Origin of the sequence: Agrobacterium genomosp. 13 str. CFBP 6927, assembly GCA_900012615.1 — a bacterium.
Classification (GTDB): domain Bacteria; phylum Pseudomonadota; class Alphaproteobacteria; order Rhizobiales; family Rhizobiaceae; genus Agrobacterium.
Map to the genome: position 1 here is coordinate 894,220 of LT009756.1, position 19,732 is coordinate 913,951.

22 protein-coding genes are annotated in these 19,732 nt (G+C 63.2%); 21 read left to right on the top strand and 1 reads right to left on the bottom strand.

Features of this window, described 5'->3' with window-relative positions:
• Positions 1-127 precede the first annotated feature (127 nt).
• Genes AGR13A_RS04495 through AGR13A_RS04505 form a run of 3 tightly spaced genes read left to right on the top strand, consistent with a single transcriptional unit; the run spans position 128 to position 1,427 of the window.
• Positions 128-703 (top strand): head-tail connector protein, encoded by a 576-nt coding sequence (locus tag AGR13A_RS04495; protein WP_080833900.1) that lies wholly within the window; start codon positions 128-130, stop codon positions 701-703.
• Positions 700-1,035, top strand: a complete 336-nt coding sequence (locus AGR13A_RS04500; RefSeq protein WP_080833902.1) for a phage head closure protein — start codon at positions 700-702, stop codon at positions 1,033-1,035. Before AGR13A_RS04495 ends, AGR13A_RS04500 begins: the two co-directional genes overlap by 4 nt.
• The gene (locus tag AGR13A_RS04505; RefSeq protein ID WP_080833904.1) at positions 1,032-1,427 is read left to right on the top strand and encodes a DUF3168 domain-containing protein; all 396 of its coding nucleotides are present in this window, start codon (positions 1,032-1,034) and stop codon (positions 1,425-1,427) included. Before AGR13A_RS04500 ends, AGR13A_RS04505 begins: the two co-directional genes overlap by 4 nt.
• Positions 1,428-1,443: 16 nt before the next feature.
• Here AGR13A_RS04505 and AGR13A_RS04510 read toward each other — a convergent pair whose 3' ends face one another.
• Positions 1,444-2,634 (bottom strand): MFS transporter, encoded by a 1,191-nt coding sequence (locus AGR13A_RS04510; RefSeq protein ID WP_167377403.1) that lies wholly within the window; start codon positions 2,632-2,634, stop codon positions 1,444-1,446.
• A 122-nt stretch (positions 2,635-2,756) separates the two neighbouring features.
• On the opposite strand from AGR13A_RS04510, the gene AGR13A_RS04515 reads away from it, so the two are divergent.
• From AGR13A_RS04515 to AGR13A_RS04600, 18 genes are all read left to right on the top strand, one after another.
• Positions 2,757-3,164 carry a phage major tail protein, TP901-1 family gene (locus tag AGR13A_RS04515; protein ID WP_035218237.1) on the top strand — a complete coding sequence of 136 codons (408 nt, stop codon included), beginning with the start codon at positions 2,757-2,759 and terminating at the stop codon, positions 3,162-3,164.
• Positions 3,164-3,523: a gene transfer agent family protein gene (locus tag AGR13A_RS04520; protein ID WP_080833906.1), complete on the top strand. Its 360-nt coding sequence runs from the start codon at positions 3,164-3,166 to the stop codon at positions 3,521-3,523. The genes AGR13A_RS04515 and AGR13A_RS04520 overlap by 1 nt, the downstream gene beginning before the upstream one ends.
• A gap of 32 nt (positions 3,524-3,555) precedes the next feature.
• A complete protein-coding gene (locus AGR13A_RS04525) occupies positions 3,556-3,741 on the top strand; it encodes a rcc01693 family protein (protein WP_374701806.1) in 186 nt (61 codons plus the stop codon).
• Positions 3,742-3,818: 77 nt separating this feature from the next.
• Positions 3,819-4,400 (top strand): phage tail tape measure protein, encoded by a 582-nt coding sequence (locus AGR13A_RS04530; protein WP_080833910.1) that lies wholly within the window; start codon positions 3,819-3,821, stop codon positions 4,398-4,400.
• A 72-nt stretch (positions 4,401-4,472) separates the two neighbouring features.
• Positions 4,473-5,111 (top strand): TIGR02217 family protein, encoded by a 639-nt coding sequence (locus AGR13A_RS04535; protein WP_080833912.1) that lies wholly within the window; start codon positions 4,473-4,475, stop codon positions 5,109-5,111.
• Positions 5,108-5,992: a DUF2163 domain-containing protein gene (locus AGR13A_RS04540; protein WP_080833915.1), complete on the top strand. Its 885-nt coding sequence runs from the start codon at positions 5,108-5,110 to the stop codon at positions 5,990-5,992. Before AGR13A_RS04535 ends, AGR13A_RS04540 begins: the two co-directional genes overlap by 4 nt.
• Entirely contained in the window at positions 5,989-6,423 is a 435-nt protein-coding gene (locus AGR13A_RS04545; protein WP_080833917.1) for a C40 family peptidase, read from the top strand. The genes AGR13A_RS04540 and AGR13A_RS04545 overlap by 4 nt, the downstream gene beginning before the upstream one ends.
• A 17-nt stretch (positions 6,424-6,440) precedes the next feature.
• Positions 6,441-10,241 (top strand): baseplate multidomain protein megatron, encoded by a 3,801-nt coding sequence (locus AGR13A_RS04550; protein ID WP_080833919.1) that lies wholly within the window; start codon positions 6,441-6,443, stop codon positions 10,239-10,241.
• A 34-nt stretch (positions 10,242-10,275) separates the two neighbouring features.
• Positions 10,276-10,482, top strand: a complete 207-nt coding sequence (locus AGR13A_RS04555) for a hypothetical protein (RefSeq protein WP_167377404.1) — start codon at positions 10,276-10,278, stop codon at positions 10,480-10,482.
• A gap of 139 nt (positions 10,483-10,621) precedes the next feature.
• Complete coding sequence (locus AGR13A_RS04560) at positions 10,622-10,876, top strand: hypothetical protein (RefSeq protein WP_003497070.1); 255 nt, start codon at positions 10,622-10,624, stop codon at positions 10,874-10,876.
• Between the two features lie 96 nt (positions 10,877-10,972).
• Complete coding sequence (locus AGR13A_RS04565) at positions 10,973-11,644, top strand: response regulator transcription factor (RefSeq protein WP_003509815.1); 672 nt, start codon at positions 10,973-10,975, stop codon at positions 11,642-11,644.
• A complete protein-coding gene (locus AGR13A_RS04570) occupies positions 11,634-13,034 on the top strand; it encodes a sensor histidine kinase (protein WP_080833921.1) in 1,401 nt (466 codons plus the stop codon). Before AGR13A_RS04565 ends, AGR13A_RS04570 begins: the two co-directional genes overlap by 11 nt.
• A 104-nt stretch (positions 13,035-13,138) precedes the next feature.
• Entirely contained in the window at positions 13,139-13,567 is a 429-nt protein-coding gene (locus tag AGR13A_RS04575; RefSeq protein WP_080836539.1) for a hypothetical protein, read from the top strand.
• 160 nt (positions 13,568-13,727) lie between these two features.
• Positions 13,728-14,891, top strand: coding sequence for a c-type cytochrome biogenesis protein CcmI (ccmI, locus tag AGR13A_RS04580; RefSeq protein ID WP_167377405.1), 1,164 nt, complete (start codon positions 13,728-13,730; stop codon positions 14,889-14,891).
• Positions 14,888-15,394 carry a cytochrome c maturation protein CcmE gene (gene ccmE, locus AGR13A_RS04585; RefSeq protein WP_035218206.1) on the top strand — a complete coding sequence of 169 codons (507 nt, stop codon included), beginning with the start codon at positions 14,888-14,890 and terminating at the stop codon, positions 15,392-15,394. Before ccmI ends, ccmE begins: the two co-directional genes overlap by 4 nt.
• A complete protein-coding gene (locus tag AGR13A_RS04590) occupies positions 15,391-17,382 on the top strand; it encodes a heme lyase CcmF/NrfE family subunit (RefSeq protein ID WP_080833924.1) in 1,992 nt (663 codons plus the stop codon). The genes ccmE and AGR13A_RS04590 overlap by 4 nt, the downstream gene beginning before the upstream one ends.
• Positions 17,379-17,846 carry a cytochrome c-type biogenesis protein gene (locus AGR13A_RS04595; RefSeq protein WP_080833926.1) on the top strand — a complete coding sequence of 156 codons (468 nt, stop codon included), beginning with the start codon at positions 17,379-17,381 and terminating at the stop codon, positions 17,844-17,846. Before AGR13A_RS04590 ends, AGR13A_RS04595 begins: the two co-directional genes overlap by 4 nt.
• Before the next feature lie 154 nt (positions 17,847-18,000).
• Positions 18,001-19,554, top strand: a complete 1,554-nt coding sequence (locus AGR13A_RS04600; RefSeq protein ID WP_035218199.1) for a Do family serine endopeptidase — start codon at positions 18,001-18,003, stop codon at positions 19,552-19,554.
• The last annotated feature ends 178 nt before the right edge of the window (positions 19,555-19,732 follow it).

Sequence of the window (19,732 nt, forward strand, 5' to 3'; positions counted from 1 at the left end):
CAAGCTCTCCGCATATCTCTGCCGTCGCCCCCTCATCCCGCTGCCGCGGACTTCTCCCCGGCGGGGAGAAGAAACAAGCGGCAACTGCTCACCCACCCAAGCGATAGCCTTCTTCTACGGAGACCCCATGACCTATGCCCTCATTCATCCGCCGCAGGCGGAGCCGCTGACGCTTGCCGAGGTCAAGGCGCATCTGCGTCTCGACAGCGGTGACGAGGACGTGCTGCTCACGGCACTGATCCGCACCGCCCGCGAGCATCTGGAACGCACGACCGGCCTTTGCCTCCTGCGTCAGACATGGCGGCTTTATCTCGATCGATGGCCGCCGGGCAATGTGATTCCGATTGGCAAGGGACCGGTGCAAGCCATCGAAACGATTCTGGTTTTTGATGGTGACGGACGCGCCGCCGACATCACCGCCAATGACAAATTGCTTGACGGCGAGGCGCGGCCCGCAAGGCTGTGGCTGCGCGATCGGCCGATCCCTGGACGCGCGATGAACGGCATCGAGATCGATTTCATTGCCGGTTATGGCGAGACAGGAACGGATGTGCCCGACACGCTGAAACGCGCCATGCTCCTGCATGTGGCCCAGATGTTCGCCTTTCGGGGAGCGGTCGCCCTGGAAAACCAGCCGGCAGGCGTTCCCGCCGGTTACGAGCGGCTGGTATCACCTTTCTGCCGTATGGGTCTTTCGTCATGAACCTCGTTTTTCTCGACCCGGGCAAGCTGACGGCGCGGCTGGAACTGGAAGGGCGCAGCGAGACGTCGGACGGGCAGGGCGGCGCTGTAGAACGCTGGAATGTCCTGCGCTCGCTCTGGGCCGCGATCGAACCGGTGTCGGATGCATCCCATGAACGCGCTTCGGTCGAGGGCGTTACGATCACCCATCGTGTCTGGCTGAGCCATCGCAGCGACATTGTCGCCGGCATGCGCTTTCGCAAGGGTCGGCGCATTCTGGCGATCCGCACCGTGATGGACCCGGACGAAACCGGCCGCTTCATCGTCTGCCGTTGCGAGGAGGAAAGCCCGTGAGTACAGCGAACCTGCTTCTGCAGGCGATTTTCGCACGGCTTGTCGGTGACGCCACGCTTGTCGGGCTTGTTCCCGGCGGTATTGCGGACCGGCTTCTGCCGCGCGGGCTGTTGCCCTCAATCATTATCGGAAACCTTGAAAGCCGCGACTATTCGACGGCGACGGAAAAGGCCGAGGAACATTTCCTGGCGCTGGAAATCTGGAGCGACGCCAACGGCCGCAGGCGCGCGGGCCAGATTGCCGAGCGGGTGAAAACCCTGCTCGACGATGCACCCCTTCCGCTTGCCGGCGTCTCGCTCGTCAGTCTGCAATTCCTTTGCAGCCGCTCGCGGCGGGAGCCGAAGACGCGGAATTTCCTTGCGGAAATGCGTTTCAGGGCGGTGACGGAATAGTGTCGTTTCAGGAGCCCTACCTGCGCACGGCTTTCCACAGGACGATCAGCAGCAGAAATGAAATGCCGATCAACACGGAAGCGATGGTCAGCATGGCCGATACCCCGCCACGGTCCAGCGCCATCGTGAAGACGACGGGTGCAACGGCAATGGCAAGGTTTTGCGGCAGCGAGATGCGCGCGGCCTGAAGGCCATATTCCTCCGGTGAAAACACCGCCAGCGGCAACACCGCCCGGCTGACCGTGAGAACGCCCGCACCGAAGCCGAAGAACACGATGAAGGCGATGAAAGCGGGCACGGCCGGGGCAAAAGCGAGCAGCAGCAGGAGCGAGAGTAGCAGAAGACAGAAGCCGATCATGGCTGTGACGAAAGGATTGCCGTGTTTTCCAAGCAGGAAATCCAGTCCGCGCGCCGTAATCGCAAGCACGCTGCGCGCCGCCGCCAGCTGCACGGCAAGCGATTGCGTGGCGCCCGCCTGCACCAGCAAAAGGGGCAGCAGCGGCGACAGGCCGAAGGTCGTGAAAGCGCTGATCGTCGTCATGGCGGCCAGCAGCAGAAAGGCGCGTTTCGTATCGACTGGCGATGGTGCAATCGCGGCCGCTTCGCCTGACTTTGCGGTTTTACGAGCCGGGCGGCCAGGAAGGACGAAGACATAAAGAGGCAGAAGAACGAAGAGTTGCAGACAGGCATAAGCGATGAGGGTGCCGCGCCAGCCGAAGTGCTCGGCCGCAAGCGCGGTGAGCGGCAGGAAAACCGCCGCAGAAAGCCCGGTAAACAGCATCAGAAGCGTCAGCAACCGGCCGCTTTCCGCGCCGACACGTTCCACCACCGCGGCATGGGCCGCTGTCGTCAGACCGCAGGCAGCGGCAAGACCTATCACGGCCCAGCCGATGGCATAGCTTATCACGCCGCCTGCAAAGGCGAGCAGGGTAAAACCGGCGGCAAACAGCAACGAACCAGCCACAAGCACGGGCGCTGCGCCATGGCGCACGAGCGTTTTTCCGAGATACGGACCACATAGCGCGCTGATCGTCATCATGACGGTGAGGCCGGCGAAAACCACCTCATTCGCGATGGCCAGCTCCTGTCCGATCCGTGGCCCAAGCACGGCCAGCATGTCGAACCCGCTGCCCCAGCTGATGATCTGCCCGACCGCAAGCACGCCGATAAGGCGCACGCGAGACGTGGAGGGGGCGGTGTCGGACATGATGAAAATCGGGGGTGCGAGATGCGGGAGAGCTTTTGGTAGCAGGCCTATTGCTAGCCGGCAACATCAAACGAGACGACATCAACTGAAACGGCCCTGGCCGACACGAGAGGAAGAACATCATGGTGGCGCAGAAGGGCAAGGACCTGCTGCTGAAGATCAACAATGCCGGTTCCTATGTGACCGTGGCGGGGCTCAGAACCAAGCGGCTGGCCTTCAACGCGCAGGCCGTCGACATAACCGACGGTGAAAGCGCTGGACGCTGGCGCGAGCTTCTGGCCGGCGCAGGCGTGCAGCGGGCGTCGCTGACGGCGTCCGGCATCTTCAAGGACCTGGCGAGCGATGCGCTGGTGCGCGGCGCGTTTTTTGCCGGCACCATTCCGGGCTGGCAAGTCATCATTCCCGATTTCGGCACCATCACCGGGCCGCTCCAGATCGTCGCGCTTGAATATTCCGGCCGTCACGATGGCGAGGTGCAATTCGAGATCGCGCTGGAATCGGCCGGTCTCCTCACATTTGGAGCGCTCTGATGCCGCAGGGAATGCGTTACGGGCGGGCGAACCGCCATCGCGGCGAGATCGAGGCGCTGATTGACGGCGAAAGGCGTATTCTCTGCCTGACGCTCGGCGCTCTCGCCGAACTCGAAACCGCCTTTCAGGCTGATGATCTCACCGCGCTTGCCGAACGTTTTGCAGGCGGGCGCATGAAGGCCGCCGACATCATCCGGGTGATTGGTGCGGGCCTGCGTGGTGCGGGCAATGTGTTTTCCGATGAGGATGTGGCCGCAGCAACCGTTGAGGGCGGCATTGCCGGCCACGCCGCGATTGTCGCCGATCTTTTGACGGCGACCTTCGCCGGTTCCAGGGGAGAGACGTTGCCGGACCCTTGAGCGCCGCAGCAGGCGGGGCAGGCGACGCGACAATGCGTCCGTTTCCCTGGGAGGCGGTAATCCACACCGGCTTCTGCCTGCTGCGGCTCTCTTCCGACACCTTCTGGCGGCTGACGCCGAGGGAGTTTTTCGCCATGACGGGTGGCACACGCGCTCTTTTCCGCACGGTCGACCGTCAGTCGATGGAGACGATGATGCGGCTTTTTCCGGATGGGTGAGCTGTGTTTTGCATCATGGAAACGACCAGGCAATTCAAAAATATATGGCTCTGTTTTGAATCAGAAAGGCAAGCGCAATGGCAGGCGAAGGATCGATTGCGGAAAGCCGCGAGGAGGCGGAAGCCCTTCTGGACGTGATGGGCGATCTCGAGCGGCGATCCGAGAGGTTCGGTGCGGCTCTTGCGTCCGCCATGCAGTCAGCGACGACGGGTGGCAAGGGGCTGGACGAGGTGCTGCGCGGGCTTGGGGAACGTCTCTCCGGCATGGCGCTTTCCGCCGGGCTGAAGCCGTTTGAGACCATGATCGGCAATGCCGTCAGCGGGCTTTTGAATGGTGGCGGTTCGTTGTTCGCCTTTGCCGATGGTGGCGTGCCGGGGCGCAGCATCACGCCTTTTGCGGATGGCGGCGTGGTTTCCAGCCCCGCTTTTTTCCCGATGGGCGGCGGGCTTGGCCTGATGGGCGAGGCGGGGGCGGAGGCGATACTGCCGCTGAAGCGTGGCTCGGATGGCGCTCTCGGTGTCGCCGCGCCGGCAGGGGGCGGTGGTGCGCAGATCGTTTTCAACGTGACGGCGACCGATGCGGCGAGCTTCAAGAAAACCGAAGGCCAGATCGCCGCCATGCTTGCCCGCAGCGTCGGGCGGGGCCAGCGCGGATTGTGACGCGCGGCACTCCTCTTGCGAGCGGGCGCCTCGATTTCGCCAACACAGTAAAAAGATTCGTGGAACAACAAGATGGCGGCATTTCATGAAGTGCGGTTTCCGCTGAGGCTTGCGCTTGGCGTGAGCGGCGGGCCGGTGAGGCGAACCGATATCGTCAACCTTTCCAGCGGCCGGGAAAACCGCAATCAGCGCTGGAAGAATGCCAGGCGCGCCTATGACGCCGGATCCGGCATTCGCTCCGTTGCCGATCTTTACGAGGTGCTCTCCTTTTTTGAGGCGCGTTGCGGCGAGCTTTACGGTTTCAGGTTTCGCGATCCGGTGGACTTCAAATCCTGCCCGCCGGGCGAGGCGCCTGCAGCGACCGACCAGAAGATCGGCACCGGCGACGGGATGATGGCGCGTTTTCAGCTGGTGAAGACCTATGCCGATGCCGGCGGTTCCTTCACCCGGCGGGTGGAGAAACCGGTCGAGGCTTCGGTCTCCGTCTCGGTCGAGGGTGTGAGGGTCTTGCCGTCGGATTTTTCGGTCGATCATGCGAGCGGCATGGTGACGTTCAGCCCCGGGCGGGTGCCGTCCGCCGGTGACGTAATCCGCGCGGGCTTCGAATTCGATGTGCCGGTGCGGTTTGCGATCGACCGTATCGATGTGAACCTGACCGCCTTCGAGGCGGGCCGCATTCCCTCCATTCCGCTGATGGAAACCCTGCCATGAAGATCGTTCCTTTAGCCCTTGCCGAGCATCTCGGGGGAGATGCGACGACCACATGCCATTGCTGGAAGGTGATGTTGAAGGATGGCATGGTGATCGGCTTTACCGACCATGACGAGGCCCTTTCCTTCGCCGGTGTGACCTATCTGGCCGAAAGCGGCTTCCAGGCCAGCGATAGTGATAGCGAAACCGGGCTGGGCGCGAGTGCAGGCGAAGTGACCGGCGGTTTCTCCAGCGAGGCGATTTCCGAAGTTGATCTGGCTGCCGGGCGTTTTGATGGGGCGAAGGTGGCGCTTTTCCTCGTCAACTGGCAGGCGCCGGAACAGCATATGCTGCTCAACATGCGCGAAATCGGCGAGGTGACGCGGGCGGGCAGCGCATTTCGCGCTGAGCTGCGCAGCATCGCCCATCGTCTGTCCCAGCCGCAGGGCAGGGTCTATGGCCGCCGCTGCGATGCTGCACTGGGTGACCGGCGATGCGGCGTCGATCTTGCGCGGTTCACCGGCAGCGGCAGCGTTACGGGCGTGGATGTGGCCGGTAATCTGCTGGCGGCCGGGCTTGACGCTTTCGCCGAAGGTTTCTTCAGCCGTGGAAAGCTGCGGTTTGTAACCGGCGGGCTCACGGGCAGGAGTTTCGATCTCGACGGGCATGACAAGCGCGATGGCGGCACGCACCTGTCCTTCTGGCTGGCCCCGGAACGGGCGCCGTCGCCGGGGGATGTTTTTTCAGTCACGGCCGGCTGCGACAAGAGCTTCGCGACCTGCAAGGCGAAATTTGCCAATCACCTGAATTTTCGCGGCTTCCCGCATCTGCCGGGGGCTGATTTTGCCTATTCCTACGCCCGCGGCGGTGAGACCCACGATGGCAAGGCGTTGTTTCCATGACGAAGACCGGAGAAACAGTACTGGCGCTGGCACAAGGCTGGATCGGCACGCCTTACCGGCATCAGGCGTCTTTGCAGGGCGTCGGTTGCGATTGTCTCGGCCTCGTCAGGGGTATCTGGCGCTCGCTTTACGGCGAGGAACCGGAACTGCCGCCGCCCTACGCGCCTGACTGGGCCGAACGCGGTGGCGGGGACCGGCTGATGGATGCCGCGCAGCGATATTTCCTGGCGGTAAGCGGTATGGAGGAGGCGCTGCCGGGAGACCTGCTGCTGTTCCGCTGGCGGACTGAAGCGGCGGCGAAACATCTCGGCATTCTCGCAGGGCCTCAGCATTTCATCCATGCCTATGAACAGGCGGCGGTGCTTCGTTCTGCACTGGTGCCCGGTTGGAAGCGGCGCATTGCCGGCATCTTCCGTTTTCCCGATCCCTGATATTTTCCGAGGCGACCATGGCGACCATTCTCTTTCAGGCGGCGGGCGCAGCACTCGGCGGCATTTTCGGCCCGGTCGGCGCCATCATCGGCCGTGCCGCCGGCGCGCTGGCCGGCAATGCCGTCGACCGCGCCCTGCTTTCGAACGGGCGGACGGTATCGGGCGCAAGGCTTTCAACGGCGCGCATTCCCGGTGCGGATGAGGGCGCAGCCATCAACCGGCTCTACGGCACGGCGAGGATCGGCGGCACGCTTATATGGGCGACGCGGTTTGAGGAAAGCATCGAGGTTGAACGGCGTGGCGGCAAGGGTAATCGCGGCCCGAAAGTGGAGACCTTTCGATACTTCGCCAATCTCGCCATCGGGCTATGCGAAGGTGAGGCGGCCATGGTGCGGCGCGTCTGGGCCGATGGGCGCGAACTGGACCTGACCGGCGTCGAGATGCGCTTTTATTCCGGCAGCGAGACGCAATTGCCCGATCCGCTGATTGAGGCGAAACAGGGTGCTGGCAATGCGCCGGCCTTTCGCGGCCTTGCCTATGTGGTGTTCGAACGCCTGCCACTCGACAATTATGGCAACCGCATCCCGCTCATGCAGTTCGAGGTAGTGCGCCCGGTTGGAAGGCTGGAAAAAGCCATCCGCGCCATCACCGTCATCCCCGGTGCGACGGAACACGGTTACGCCACGGCGCAGGTCTCGGAACGCACCGGCATGGGTGAGAGCCGCGTCATTAACCGCAACGGCCTGACGGCTGCGACCGACTGGCAGGCCGCAATCGACGAGTTGCAGGCGCTTTGCCCCAATCTTGGGAGCGTGGCGCTGGTGGTAAGCTGGTTCGGTACCGACATGCGGGCGGGCGAATGCCGTGTTCTGCCGGGCGTGGAAGTTGCAGGCCGTGACGGGGAAACCGCGCCATGGTCCGTTGCCGGTGTTGCACGCGGGCAAGCGCACCTCGTCAGCCATCACCGCGGCGGCCCGGCCTATGGTGGCACGCCCAGCGACGAAAGCGTGTTGCAGGCCATGGCTGACCTCAAGGCGCGGGGTCTTCGGGTGTGCCTTTATCCCTTCATGATGATGGATGTTCCCACAGGCAACGGTCTGCCGGATCCCTATGGCAAAAATGAGCAGGACGCCTATGGCTGGCGCGGCCGCGTCACCTGCTTTCCCGCACCCGGCAGGCGCAACTCTCCGGACCGCAGCACCGGCGCGCGGGCGGAGGTTCTTGCCTTCTGCAATCGCGACGAAGGTTATCGCCGCATGGTGCTGCATTATGCGGCATTGGCGGCTCGGGCGGGCGGGGTGGATGCCTTCCTGATCGGCTCGGAACTGCGCGGGCTGACGGCGCTGAGGGACCAGAACGACGCCTTTCCCTTCGTCGAGGAACTCGTGCGTCTGGTACGCGACGTGCGCGCAATTCTCGAACCGGCGACGAAGCTGACCTATGCGGCGGACTGGAGCGAATATTTCGGCTACCAGCCGGCCGATGGCTCGGGCGATGTCTTCTACAACCTCGATCCGCTCTGGGCGAGCCCGGATATCGATGCCATCGGTATCGACAATTACATGCCGCTTTCCGACTGGCGCGACGAAGATGCCGCAAACGGCAATCCTGACGGCATGATCGGCCCGGATGATGCCGGTGCCTTCCGCCGCGCCATCACGGCGGGGGAGGGTTTCGACTGGTATTATGCCAGCGATGCCGACCGCGCCGCGCGGCGGCGCACGCCCGTTACCGATGGGCTGAAGGGCAAGCCATGGGTTTTCCGTAACAAGGATCTGCGAAACTGGTGGCTGAATGCCCATTACGACCGGCTGCGGGGTGCGGAGAAATCGACGCCGACCGCATGGGTGCCGGGCGCAAAGCCGATCTGGTTCACCGAACTCGGTTGCCCGGCGGTGGACAAGAGTGCGACGCGTCCGAATGTCTTTCCCGATCCGAAATCGGCGGAAAACGCCTTTCCCTATTTTTCCCGCCGAAGCCGCGCTGACAGCCAGCAGCGGCGGTTCCTGGAGGCGCATCTCGACCACTGGGGAAAGGGTGATGCGGCGATGGTCGATGCAAACAGGGTCTATCTATGGACCTGGGATGCGCGGCCCTTTCCCGCCTTTCCGCAGAATGGTGCGGTCTGGAGCGATGGCGGCAACTGGCGCACCGGCCACTGGCTGAACGGGAGGCTGGGCACGGCAACACTCGCCGATGCCATCGCCGCCATCCTCACCGATCACGGTTTTTTTGACTTCGACGTTTCCGCCGTCAGCGGCGATCTGGGAGGTTATGTGCAGGGCGACGTGACATCGGCGCGCAACCTGCTGGAGCCGCTGATGGCGGCGTTTCAGGTGGATGTGGCGGAAGATGGCGGAACCCTGCGTTTCCGTTCCCGCAACTCGGCGGTCCTGCCTGTCCGCGATATTGCCGTGCTTGCCGATCTGGAGGATGAGCCGCTGTGGTCGGAAAATCGCGGCCATGACAGCGATTTCGCTGCCGAGGCGGTGCTGACCTCGTTCAATCCGGCGCTCGACTACGAGCAGGCGAGCCGGCGTTCGCGCCGCATCGACAATGCCGGCAGCCGCGTGATGCGGCTTGACCTCAACGCAGCCGTGCCAGCCGAAACAGTGGAAGCGGCGGCCGATGCCCTCTTGCGCGACAATCGGCAGGCGCGTCGCACATTGCGCTTTGCGCTGACGTCGACGGAGGTCGATCTGGAGCCCGGTGATTGCATCCGTCTTCCGCAGGATGTTTTCCCGCAGGCTCCTTCGGGACGCTTTCTGGTCAGCCGGATCGAGGATGGCGCGGTGCGGCAGGTGGAAGCCCGCGCCTTTTCCGCGACTTTCTCCACCTTTACGGGGGCTGCGGATGAGCGGCGCAGCAGCGGTGAAAGCGGTGCCGAAGGTTTTGCCCCGGAAGTGCTGTTCCTCGACCTGCCGCGCCATGACGGCATCACGCCGGAAGATTCGGCGCGCATTGCCGTCCTTGCAAAACCCTGGCGGCCAATCCTCGTCTCCGCATCACCCGGCATGGAAGGGTACCGGCAGCGCGTTGTGCTCGACCGGCCGGCAATGATCGGCCGGCTGGTCGTGCCGCTGATGTCCGGTCCCTCCGGTCGTTTCGATCGTAAAAACACCATCCTGCTCGATCTGCCCTTCGGCGAACTTTCCTCAGCGCCTGAACTGTCGGTGCTGAACGGCGAAAATCGCATCGCCGTCAGGGCCGCAAACGGCGTGTGGGAGATTGTCGGCTTTGCGCGGGCTGAGGAAATCGCACCGTCGCGCTGGCGACTTTCCACCCTGCTGCGCGGGCTTGGCGGCACGGAAGACGCGCTGGCGGCAGGCGCGACCATGGGTAGCCCGGTCGTAGCGCTGGATGCTGCGGTCCAGCCGCTCGGTCTTGCCGCAAGCGAGCGCGGACGCCGCCTGAACTGGATCGCGGACGCCGCGGGCAGGGCGGGTCCCCCTGCCGGGCCTTTCGTTTTCGAGGGCGGTCTGCGCGCCGAAACACCGCTCGCGCCGGTGCATATTTCCGCAGAGCGGCGCAAGGACGGCATTCTGTTTAAATGGATGCGCCGGGGGCGGATGGAGGCCGATGGCTGGGACGCGACGGAGATACCGCTGGATGAACCTTCCGAGCGTTACCGCCTCGAGGTGCTGGATGGCGGGGCCGCCAGACGCATGGCGGAGGTCTCCGAACCCGTCTGGCTCTATGCTGCGGCGGACGAACTCACAGATTTCCCGACCTTGCGGGATCACATTTCCGTGCGTGTCCGACAGCTCGGCCGCGCGGTGCCTTCGGGAGTGGCGGCGCAGGCCATTCTCCCGCTCTGACATGTGCCTGAAAAACAACGAAAAGGACGAGATTATGGAGAGTACCAAACCATGGTATCAATCGCGCACGATCTGGGGTGCTTTGATTGCGGTTTTTGCACCGCTTTTCAGCATTGCCGGCCTTGACCTGCCTGCCGGCCTGCAGGGCGAACTGGCGGAAGGGCCGGTGACGGTGGCAGGCGGAATTGGCGGCCTGATCGCACTTTACGGCCGCCTTTCGGCAACCCGCGCCATTCGCTGAGCATGCCTGCCGGGATGCCGTTCCCGTCATCGCCCTTCGTGGCGGGGGCGGCATTCATTTGCCATTCAGACGCTTTGCGCTACATATTCGGTCACAATAGGGTTCGAGACGCACCCGGTTTTTTGTGGAAGTTTGTAGAATGGCATCACCTCTCATCATCGCGACGCTTGCAGCCGGGCTTTCCGGTTTCACGGCGCCCGAGGCTGATTTGCAGGGCCATTACATCCTTGCTGCCAGCGATTGCGGCGCAGCCGTCGCCCGCGTCGTGCGCGAAACAGGCGGCCAGCTTCTTTCAGTCTATCCCTCCGGCGACGGTCAGTCCTGTGTCGTGACCGTTCTCGTCCAGGGCAATGGCGAGCGCCCGCGGAAGGTGACGATGCGCGTGCCGATGTAGCCTTGCCCGCATCGACGAAATATCGGAAAACGATCCGAGAGACTTAGCATGACCGGTGACGCGCGCGCGGGCCGGGACGGAAGGAAAGGGCGGACAATGCGTATTCTCGTGGTTGAGGACGATGCCAATCTCAATCGTCAGCTGACCGATGCTCTGAAAGAGGCCGGTTATGTTGTCGATCAGGCATTTGACGGCGAGGAAGGGCATTATCTCGGCGATACCGAGCCCTATGACGCCATCGTTCTCGATATCGGCCTGCCGCAGCTCGATGGCATCACCGTCGTTGAAAAATGGCGTGCGGCCGGCAAGGCCATGCCCGTCCTTATCCTGACTGCCCGCGATCGCTGGAGCGACAAGGTGGCGGGAATCGATGCCGGCGCCGACGATTACGTGACCAAGCCTTTCCATGTCGAAGAGGTTCTCGCCCGCGTGCGCGCGCTCATCCGCCGCGCCGCCGGCCATGCTTCTTCCGAACTGGTCTGCGGCCCCGTCCGGCTCGATACCAAATCTTCCAAGGCGACTGTCAACGGCACGACGCTGAAGCTCACCTCGCACGAGTTCCGGCTCCTGTCCTATCTCATGCATCACATGGGCGAGGTCGTCTCGCGCACGGAACTCGTAGAACATATGTACGATCAGGATTTCGACCGGGATTCCAACACGATCGAGGTGTTCGTCGGCCGTTTGCGCAAGAAGCTCGGCGTTGATCTGATCGAGACGATCCGTGGTCTCGGTTACCGGATGCAAGCGCCGGCAGATGCGAAGTAATTCTCTCACCGCCCGCGTTCTGCTGCTCGCCTCGCTGTGGTCGGCGCTGGCGCTGGTGGTGATCGCCGTGGTGATCTCCACGCTCTACCGCCAGGGGGTGGAGCGCAGCTTCACCGATCTTCTCAGGGCGCAGCTCTATAACGTCATCAACTCCGTGACGATTTCCAACGAGAACACGCTTGCCGGCAGTCCGCAGCTCGGCGATCTCCGGTTTTCGCAGCCCGATACCGGCTGGTATTGGGTGGTGGAGCCGCTTGGCAATTTCCAGACCGCGCCACTGGTGTCTTCCTCGCTCGGCGTGTCAACGCTGCCGGTGCCGAGCATTCTCGACGCCCCCTTCGACAACAGATACGAGCGCTTTTATGCCGTTACCGACGAGGCGGGCAACAAGGTGCGCGTGGCGGAAACGGAAGTCGTGCTGGACGGTGAGGGCCGGGCGGCGCGTTTCCGTGTTTCCGGCAATCTGAACGTCGTCGAAGACGATGTGCGCGATTTCTCCAACAGCCTTTATCTGGCGCTCGCTGTCTTCGGCGTCGGCAGTCTGGTCGTTAACGGCCTTGCCATTCTCTACAGTCTGCGGCCGCTCGATCAGGCCCGCGTCGCGCTCGGCAAGATCCGGGGCGGCGAGGCAGAAAGCCTCGAAGGCGAATTCCCGCGCGAAATCCAGCCGCTCGCCAATGAGGTGAACGCGCTGATCGACAGCAATCGCCGGCTGGTGGAGCGCGCCCGCATGCAGGTCGGCAATCTCGCGCATTCGCTGAAAACGCCGATCGCCGTTCTTCTGAACGAGGCCCGCACGCTGGAGCCGCAGCATGGCGATCTGGTGCGGGCGCAGGCCGACGCCATGCAGGCGCAGGTGCAATCCTATCTTTCCCGCGCCCGCATCGCCGCCCAGCGCGGCTCGATCCTCGCTCGCGTGGAAGCGGAACCGGCGCTGGAACGGCTGGTGCGCGTGATGCGCCGCCTGAACCCCGACAAGCAGTTCGTGCTGAATTTCGAACAGCCCGGCGCCGTCCTCGGCATGGAGCAGCAGGATCTGGAAGAGGTCGTCGGCAATCTTCTGGAAAATGCCGCCCGTTTTGCCCAGACGCGCGTGGTCGTCACGCTTGCGACCGGCACCCACCCGTCCTCCGATGCGGAAATCGCCCGTCGTTCCTGGGTGGAACTGACGGTGGAGGATGACGGGCCGGGGCTTGAGCCGGAACAGATCAGCGAAGCGATGAAGCGCGGACGAAGGCTGGATGAGAGCCGACCGGGCACCGGACTGGGACTTTCCATCGTTTCCGAGGTGGTGTCAGAGTACCATGGCCGCTTTTCGCTGTCGCGCAGCGGCATCGGTGGGCTGAAAGCCGATCTGATTTTGCCGGGCCTCTCGAAAGAGCTTGCGTGAGGCAAGAAAAAAAGCAAGAAATTCAATGGTAGCATATTAGGTGCGATGCGGTAGGAAGAGGACAGGGTTTGGTTGACGTGTATGATGGCTGTCGCTCCGTGACGATGCGTTCGCTGGTGTCACGCCCGGCACTTCTCTCTATCCTGTGCGTTTCGATGCTGAGCGCCTGCACCACCACGGGCACCCGCCCGGCGGGCGGCGGCCTGTTCGGCCGATCGTCGCAGCCTTCGACGCCTTTCCTTGCCAATCTTGAGGGTGGCATTGTCGGGCGAAGCGGCGTGCAACTCGACAGGGGCGACCAGACCAAGGCGCTGGAAGCCGAATACAAGGCGCTGGAAACGGCCCCGGTCGGCACGCCGGTATCCTGGACCGGCGATGACGCCAAGGGTCAGGTGGTCGCCAATGCGCCCTATCAGGTCGGCAACCAGAATTGCCGGCAATATTCCCACAGCCTGACGGTTGACGGGCGCGAAACCAGGGTGCGCGGCGCGGCCTGCCGCAATGCCGATGGAAGCTGGTCTCCCCTGACCTAAATCACTTTGACGTAAATCAAGGTCGCGAACCCCGCGCAATGACAGGAAGAGGCATGGCGGCACAGGCGGAATGTGCCGGCGGTGCGGCGTGATGTCTCAAATTCACGTCATTGCCGCGCTTCATGTTTCCATGTGCCGCGCATTCGAGTAATTGAGCCTTATGTTCTGGATTGTCGTTGCGATACTGACGGCGGCTGTCGCCATCGTCCTGATGTACCCGCTGATGCGGAAGACCGAGGTGGCTGAGACGCGCCGCGACGGCGAAGTTGCCGTCTATCGCGACCAGCTTGCCGAACTGGACCGTGAACGCGCCGCAGGGCTGATCGGCGAGACGGAGGCCGAATATGCCCGCGCCGAAATCGGCCGCCGGCTGCTTGCCGCTGCCGATGCCGGACAAAATGCTGAGAGCAGCACCCGACCGCTGAGGCACAATCTCGCCGCGACCCTCATCACCGTTCTGCTGCCGGCACTCGGGCTCTGTCTTTACATCTGGAACGGCAGTCCGGATGCGCCGGACATGCCGCTCGAGGCACGTCTTGAAAAACCCGGCAACGACATGAACCTGCTGATCGCCCGGGCCGAAAGACATCTGGCGGAGAATCCGAATGACGGCGCCGGCTGGGATATTCTCGCGCCGATCTATTTCAAGACGATGCGGCTCGGCGATGCCGAGCTTGCCTATCGCAACGCTATTCGTATTCTGGGATCGAGCCCGGAACGGCTGACGGGCCTTGGCGAGACGCTGGTGGCGGGCAATGATGGCATCGTCATCGAGGCCGCGCGCGACGCTTTTGCCGAGGCCGAACGGCTGAAGTCCGGCAATCCGCGCGCCCGTTTTTACCTGGCGCTTGCGCTGGAGCAGGCGGGCAAGGCGGAAGAGGCGCGTGCAGCCTTTGCCGCGCTGGCCGCCGATGCGCCGGCCGGCGCGCCATGGCTGCCGCTGGTGCGCGAACACCTTGCCCGGACCGGTGGCGCGGCGACCCCTGCCGCACCCGGCCCGACCGCAGGTGACGTGGCAGCGGCAAACGACATGACGCCTGCCGACCGGCAGGCGATGATCGAGGGCATGGTGGCAAGCCTTGACGCCAAGCTGAAGGACAATCCCGCGGATCTCGATGGATGGATGCGCCTGATGCGCGCCTATACCGTTTTGAAGAACGAAGCGAAGGCGGGTGAGGCATTGAGAGCCGGCCTGCAGGCTTTCCCGCCCGAGGGTGGAGAGGGTAAACAGCTTCTGGCGCTGGCGAAGGAGCTGGGCGTTTCGGCCGGACCGCTTCGGGGGAATGCGCCGCAGAATGCGATGCCGCAGGGAGTGACGCAATGACCCGCAAACAGAAACGACTGGCGATCATCGGCGGCGGCATGAGCTTCATCGTTGCAGCCGTGCTGCTCGTCATGTTCGCCTTCGGTCAGTCCATTGCCTATTTCTACATGCCGGCCGATCTGGAGAAGACGCCGGTCGATCCCGGCACCCGCATTCGCCTTGGCGGGCTGGTGGCGGAAGGCTCCGTCAAGCGCGGCGAAGGCCGCACGGTGAGCTTCACCGTGACCGACGGTGAAGCGAACGTGCCGGTCAGCTATACCGGCATCCTGCCCGATCTCTTCCGCGAAGGGCAGGGCGTGGTGACGGAAGGCGTTTTTGATGCCGCCACCCACGGCTTCGTGGCCGACAGCGTGCTGGCCAAGCATGATGAGAACTACATGCCGAAGGAAGTGGCCGACCGGCTGAAGGACAAGGGCCTATGGCAGCACACGGAAGAGGGCGGACAGCCTTCGGGCGCTGCGACTGAGGGGGCTTCGGCCGACAAGACCGGAGCGACGAAATGATCAACGAGATCGGCCACTATGTTCTGGTTCTGGCGCTCGCTGTAGGGCTGATTGTCTCGACCCTGCCGGTGATAGGCGCGCGCCGCAACGACCGGGCGCTGATGGATGTCGCCTCGCTCGGCTCCATCGTGATGTTTCTGCTGGTGGCTCTGTCCTTCGCGGCATTGACCAGGGCCTATGCCGTTTCGGATTTTTCCGTTCGCAACGTCTGGGAAAATTCCCATTCGCTGATGCCGACGCTCTACAAGCTGACGGGTGTGTGGGGCAACCACGAAGGCTCGATGCTGTTATGGTTGCTCATTCTGGTGTTTTTCAGCGCACTCGTTGCCGTCTTTGGCCGCAACCTGCCGGAAACGCTGAAAGCCAATGTGCTTTCCGTGCAGGCCTGGATTTCCGCCGCCTTCCTGCTGTTCATCCTCTTGACCTCCAATCCGTTCCTGCGTCTGGAGCCGGTGCCGGCCGAGGGGCAGGACCTGAACCCGATCCTTCAGGATTTCGGTCTCGCGATCCATCCGCCGCTGCTTTATCTCGGTTATGTCGGCTTTTCCGTCTGCTTCTCCTTCGCTGTCGCAGCCCTTCTGGAAGGGCGCATCGATGCGGCCTGGGCGCGCTGGGTCAGGCCATGGACGCTTGCCGCCTGGACCTTCCTGACCGCCGGCATCTCCATGGGTTCCTACTGGGCCTATTACGAACTCGGCTGGGGCGGCTGGTGGTTCTGGGATCCGGTGGAAAACGCCTCCTTCATGCCCTGGCTTGCCGGAACCGCGCTCCTGCATTCGGCGCTCGTCATGGAAAAGCGCGAGGCGCTGAAAATCTGGACCGTGCTTCTGGCGATCATGACCTTTTCCCTGTCGCTGCTCGGCACCTTCCTCGTCCGCTCCGGCGTTTTGACCTCGGTCCATGCCTTCGCCACCGATCCGAGCCGCGGCATCTTCATTCTCGGCATTCTCACGATCTTCATCGGCGGAGCCTTCGCGCTGTTTGCATGGCGGGCGCCTTCGCTGAAAGCTGGCGGCCTGTTCGCACCAATCTCGCGCGAGGGTGCGCTCGTCCTCAACAATCTGATCCTGACCGTCTCGACCGCGACCGTTCTGATCGGCACGCTGTACCCGCTCATTCTCGAGACCCTGACGGGCGAAAAGATTTCGGTCGGCGCGCCGTTCTTCAATCTCACCTTCGGCCTGCTGATGATCCCGATCCTGATCGTCACGCCCTTTGGCCCGATGCTGGCCTGGAAACGCGGCGATCTTCTGGGCGCCTTCCAGCGGCTTTATGTGGCGGCGGCCATCGCTGCCCTTGCCGGGCTAACGCTCTGGTACGTGGAAAATGGCGGTCCGGTGCTGGCGGCGCTCGGCATCGCGGCCGGTTTCTGGCTGATCCTCGGCGCGTTGGCCGATCTCTGGTATCGCGCCAATTTCGGCAAGCTGGCCTTCGGCATCGCGTTCCGTCGCCTGAAGGGCCTGCCGCGCTCGGCCTTCGGCACCGCGCTGGCGCATATGGGGCTTGGCATCACCGTGCTCGGCATCGTCATCGTCACCACCTTCGAGACCGAAACGGTGCTGGAAATGAAACAGGGCATGGTGGCGGAGGCGGGCGGCTACAGCCTCACCTTCGATGGGATCCGCCATGCCGTCGGCCCGAACTTCACCGAGGATCGCGGCCATTTCACCATCCGCAAGGCGGGCGTGGAGGTGGCCGATGTCTGGTCGTCCAAACGGCTCTATACCGCGCGCCGCATGCCGACGACGGAAGCCGGCATCCTGACCTTCGGCCTCAGCCAGCTTTACGTCTCGCTGGGTGACCCCATGGACGATGGCGGCATGGTGGTGCGCATCTGGTGGAAACCCTTCATCCTGTGCATCTGGGGCGGCACGCTGTTCATGATGGCGGGCGGTTTCATCTCGCTCTCCGACAGGCGGTTGCGGGTGGGTGCGCCGAACCGCAAGGCGAAGCCTGTACGGGCTGCAATGCCGGAGGCGGCGGAATGAGGGAGAGAGTGGTAAGGCTGGCTCTTTTTCTCACCCTCATCTTCGCTGCAGCCTCTCCGGCCTTCGCCTTCAATCCGGACGAGGTGCTGAAAGACCCCGTGCTGGAGCAGCGCGCCCGGAACCTCACCTCGCAACTGCGCTGCATGGTCTGCCAGAACCAGTCGATCGATGACAGCAATGCAGAACTGGCGCGTGATCTGCGCGTGCTGGTGCGTGAACGGCTGGTTCAGGGCGATAGCGACAATGCCGTCATCGACTATGTCGTATCGCGTTACGGTGAATTCGTGCTGCTGAAACCGCGCCTCAGCCTGCGCACCGTGCTTTTGTGGGGGGCGCCGATCGGCCTCACGCTTGCGGGAATTTTCGCCGTCTTCGTCTTTTCGCGCCGTCGCGCAACAGAGGAGCGGCCGCAGAAACTGAGTGCGGACGAAGAAGACAGAATTCGCAATCTCATTGAAAAATAACAGGTTTCCATTTCCGTCCCCGGTTCTTTTTCAACATTACGGATTTTTCATTCGTCAGACACTTCGCCGTAAGGTGTTGCCTCCTATATCTTCATCATCCACCGCTTCTCCCCCGGTCAAACGGGCTCCAGTTGAATGAAGAAAGAAGGTACCCATGTCTCACTCGCAAAACGGACGTTTCCCGCTGAAGACGGCCCTGAAGGCCACGACCGTCGGCGGTCTTGCCGCTCTGATGCTTTCGACCGGTATCGCCGCGCCGATTGTCCATTCCTTTGCCGCCCCCGTCGAAGTGAATGCGCCGCAGGTTCCGAGCTTCGCCAATGTGGTCGATGCGGTTTCGCCCGCCGTCGTTTCCGTTCGCGTCCAGTCGAACGTGCAGCCCGCTTCCGATGATTCCAGCAACTTCTCCTTCAATTTCGGCGGCCGTGGTCTCGACCAGCTGCCGGATGACCATCCGCTGAAGCGCTTCTTCAAGGAATTTGGCGGCCCCAACCAGGACCGTTCCGAGCGTGGCCCGAACCGCCACCGGGACGGCAAGGGTCCGCTGCGCCCGGTCGCCCAGGGCTCCGGTTTCTTCATCTCCGAGGACGGTTATGTCGTCACCAACAATCACGTGGTCGATGACGGTTCCGCCTATACGATCGTGATGAATGACGGCACCGAACTCGACGCCAAGCTCGTCGGTCGCGATCCGCGCACCGATCTCGCGCTGCTGAAGGTCGATGTGAACCGCAAGTTCACCTATGTGAAATTCGCTGATGACACCAAGATCCGCGTCGGTGACTGGGTCGTCGCCGTCGGCAACCCCTTCGGTCTCGGCGGCACGGTGACATCGGGCATCATTTCCGCCCGTGGCCGCGATATCGGCTCCGGCCCATATGACGATTACCTGCAGATCGACGCGGCCGTGAACCGTGGTAACTCGGGTGGCCCCGCCTTCAACCTCAACGGTGAAGTCGTCGGCATCAACACCGCCATCTTCTCGCCCTCGGGCGGCAATGTCGGTATCGCCTTCGCTATCCCCGCATCGGTTGCCAAGGACGTGATTGCCGACCTGCAGAAGGACGGCAAGGTTGAACGCGGCTGGCTCGGCGTGCAGATCCAGCCGGTCAGCAAGGATATCGCCGAATCGCTCGGCCTTTCCGAAGCCAGCGGTGCGCTCGTCGTTTCGCCGCAGGCCGGCTCGCCGGGCGACAAGGCCGGCATCAAGCAGGGCGACATCATCACCGCCGTCAATGGCGAGCCGGTCAAGGATGCCCGCGACCTGTCGCGCCGCATCGGCGGCATGGCTCCCAATGCCAAGGTTGAAATCTCGCTCTGGCGCGGCGGCAAGTCGCAGTCGGTCACGGTGACGCTTGGCGATCTCGCCAGCGACGACGCTTCAAAGGCGACGCCGACCCAGAACGACGACAAGGGCAGCCAGTCCTCCAGCGAGAAGGTACTGTCCAGCCTTGGCCTGACGGTGACCCCCGCCGATGACGGCAATGGCCTTGCCATCACCGATGTCGACCCCGACAGCGACGCCGCTGCCCGTGGCCTGAAGACGGGTGAGAAGATCACCTCCGTCAACAACCAGCAGGTTGCCTCCGCCGCCGATATCGAGAAGATCCTCGAACAGGCCAAGAAGGACGGTCGCTCCAAGGCGCTGTTCCAGATCCAGACGGACGACGGCAGCCGCTTCATCGCGCTGGATATCGACCAGGGTTGATAGGTTGACAGGCGATGCCGGTTCTTTCGGGAGCCGGCATCGCCAAGGAATGTGTCTCGCCTATAGGACGGGACAGAATATGTGGAGTGAGCGCGTGCCACTTGTTTCTTCTCCCCGCCGGGGAGAAGGTCGCGGCAGCGGGATGAGGGGGCAAGGGTAGCGAGAGACTGCGCGCTTG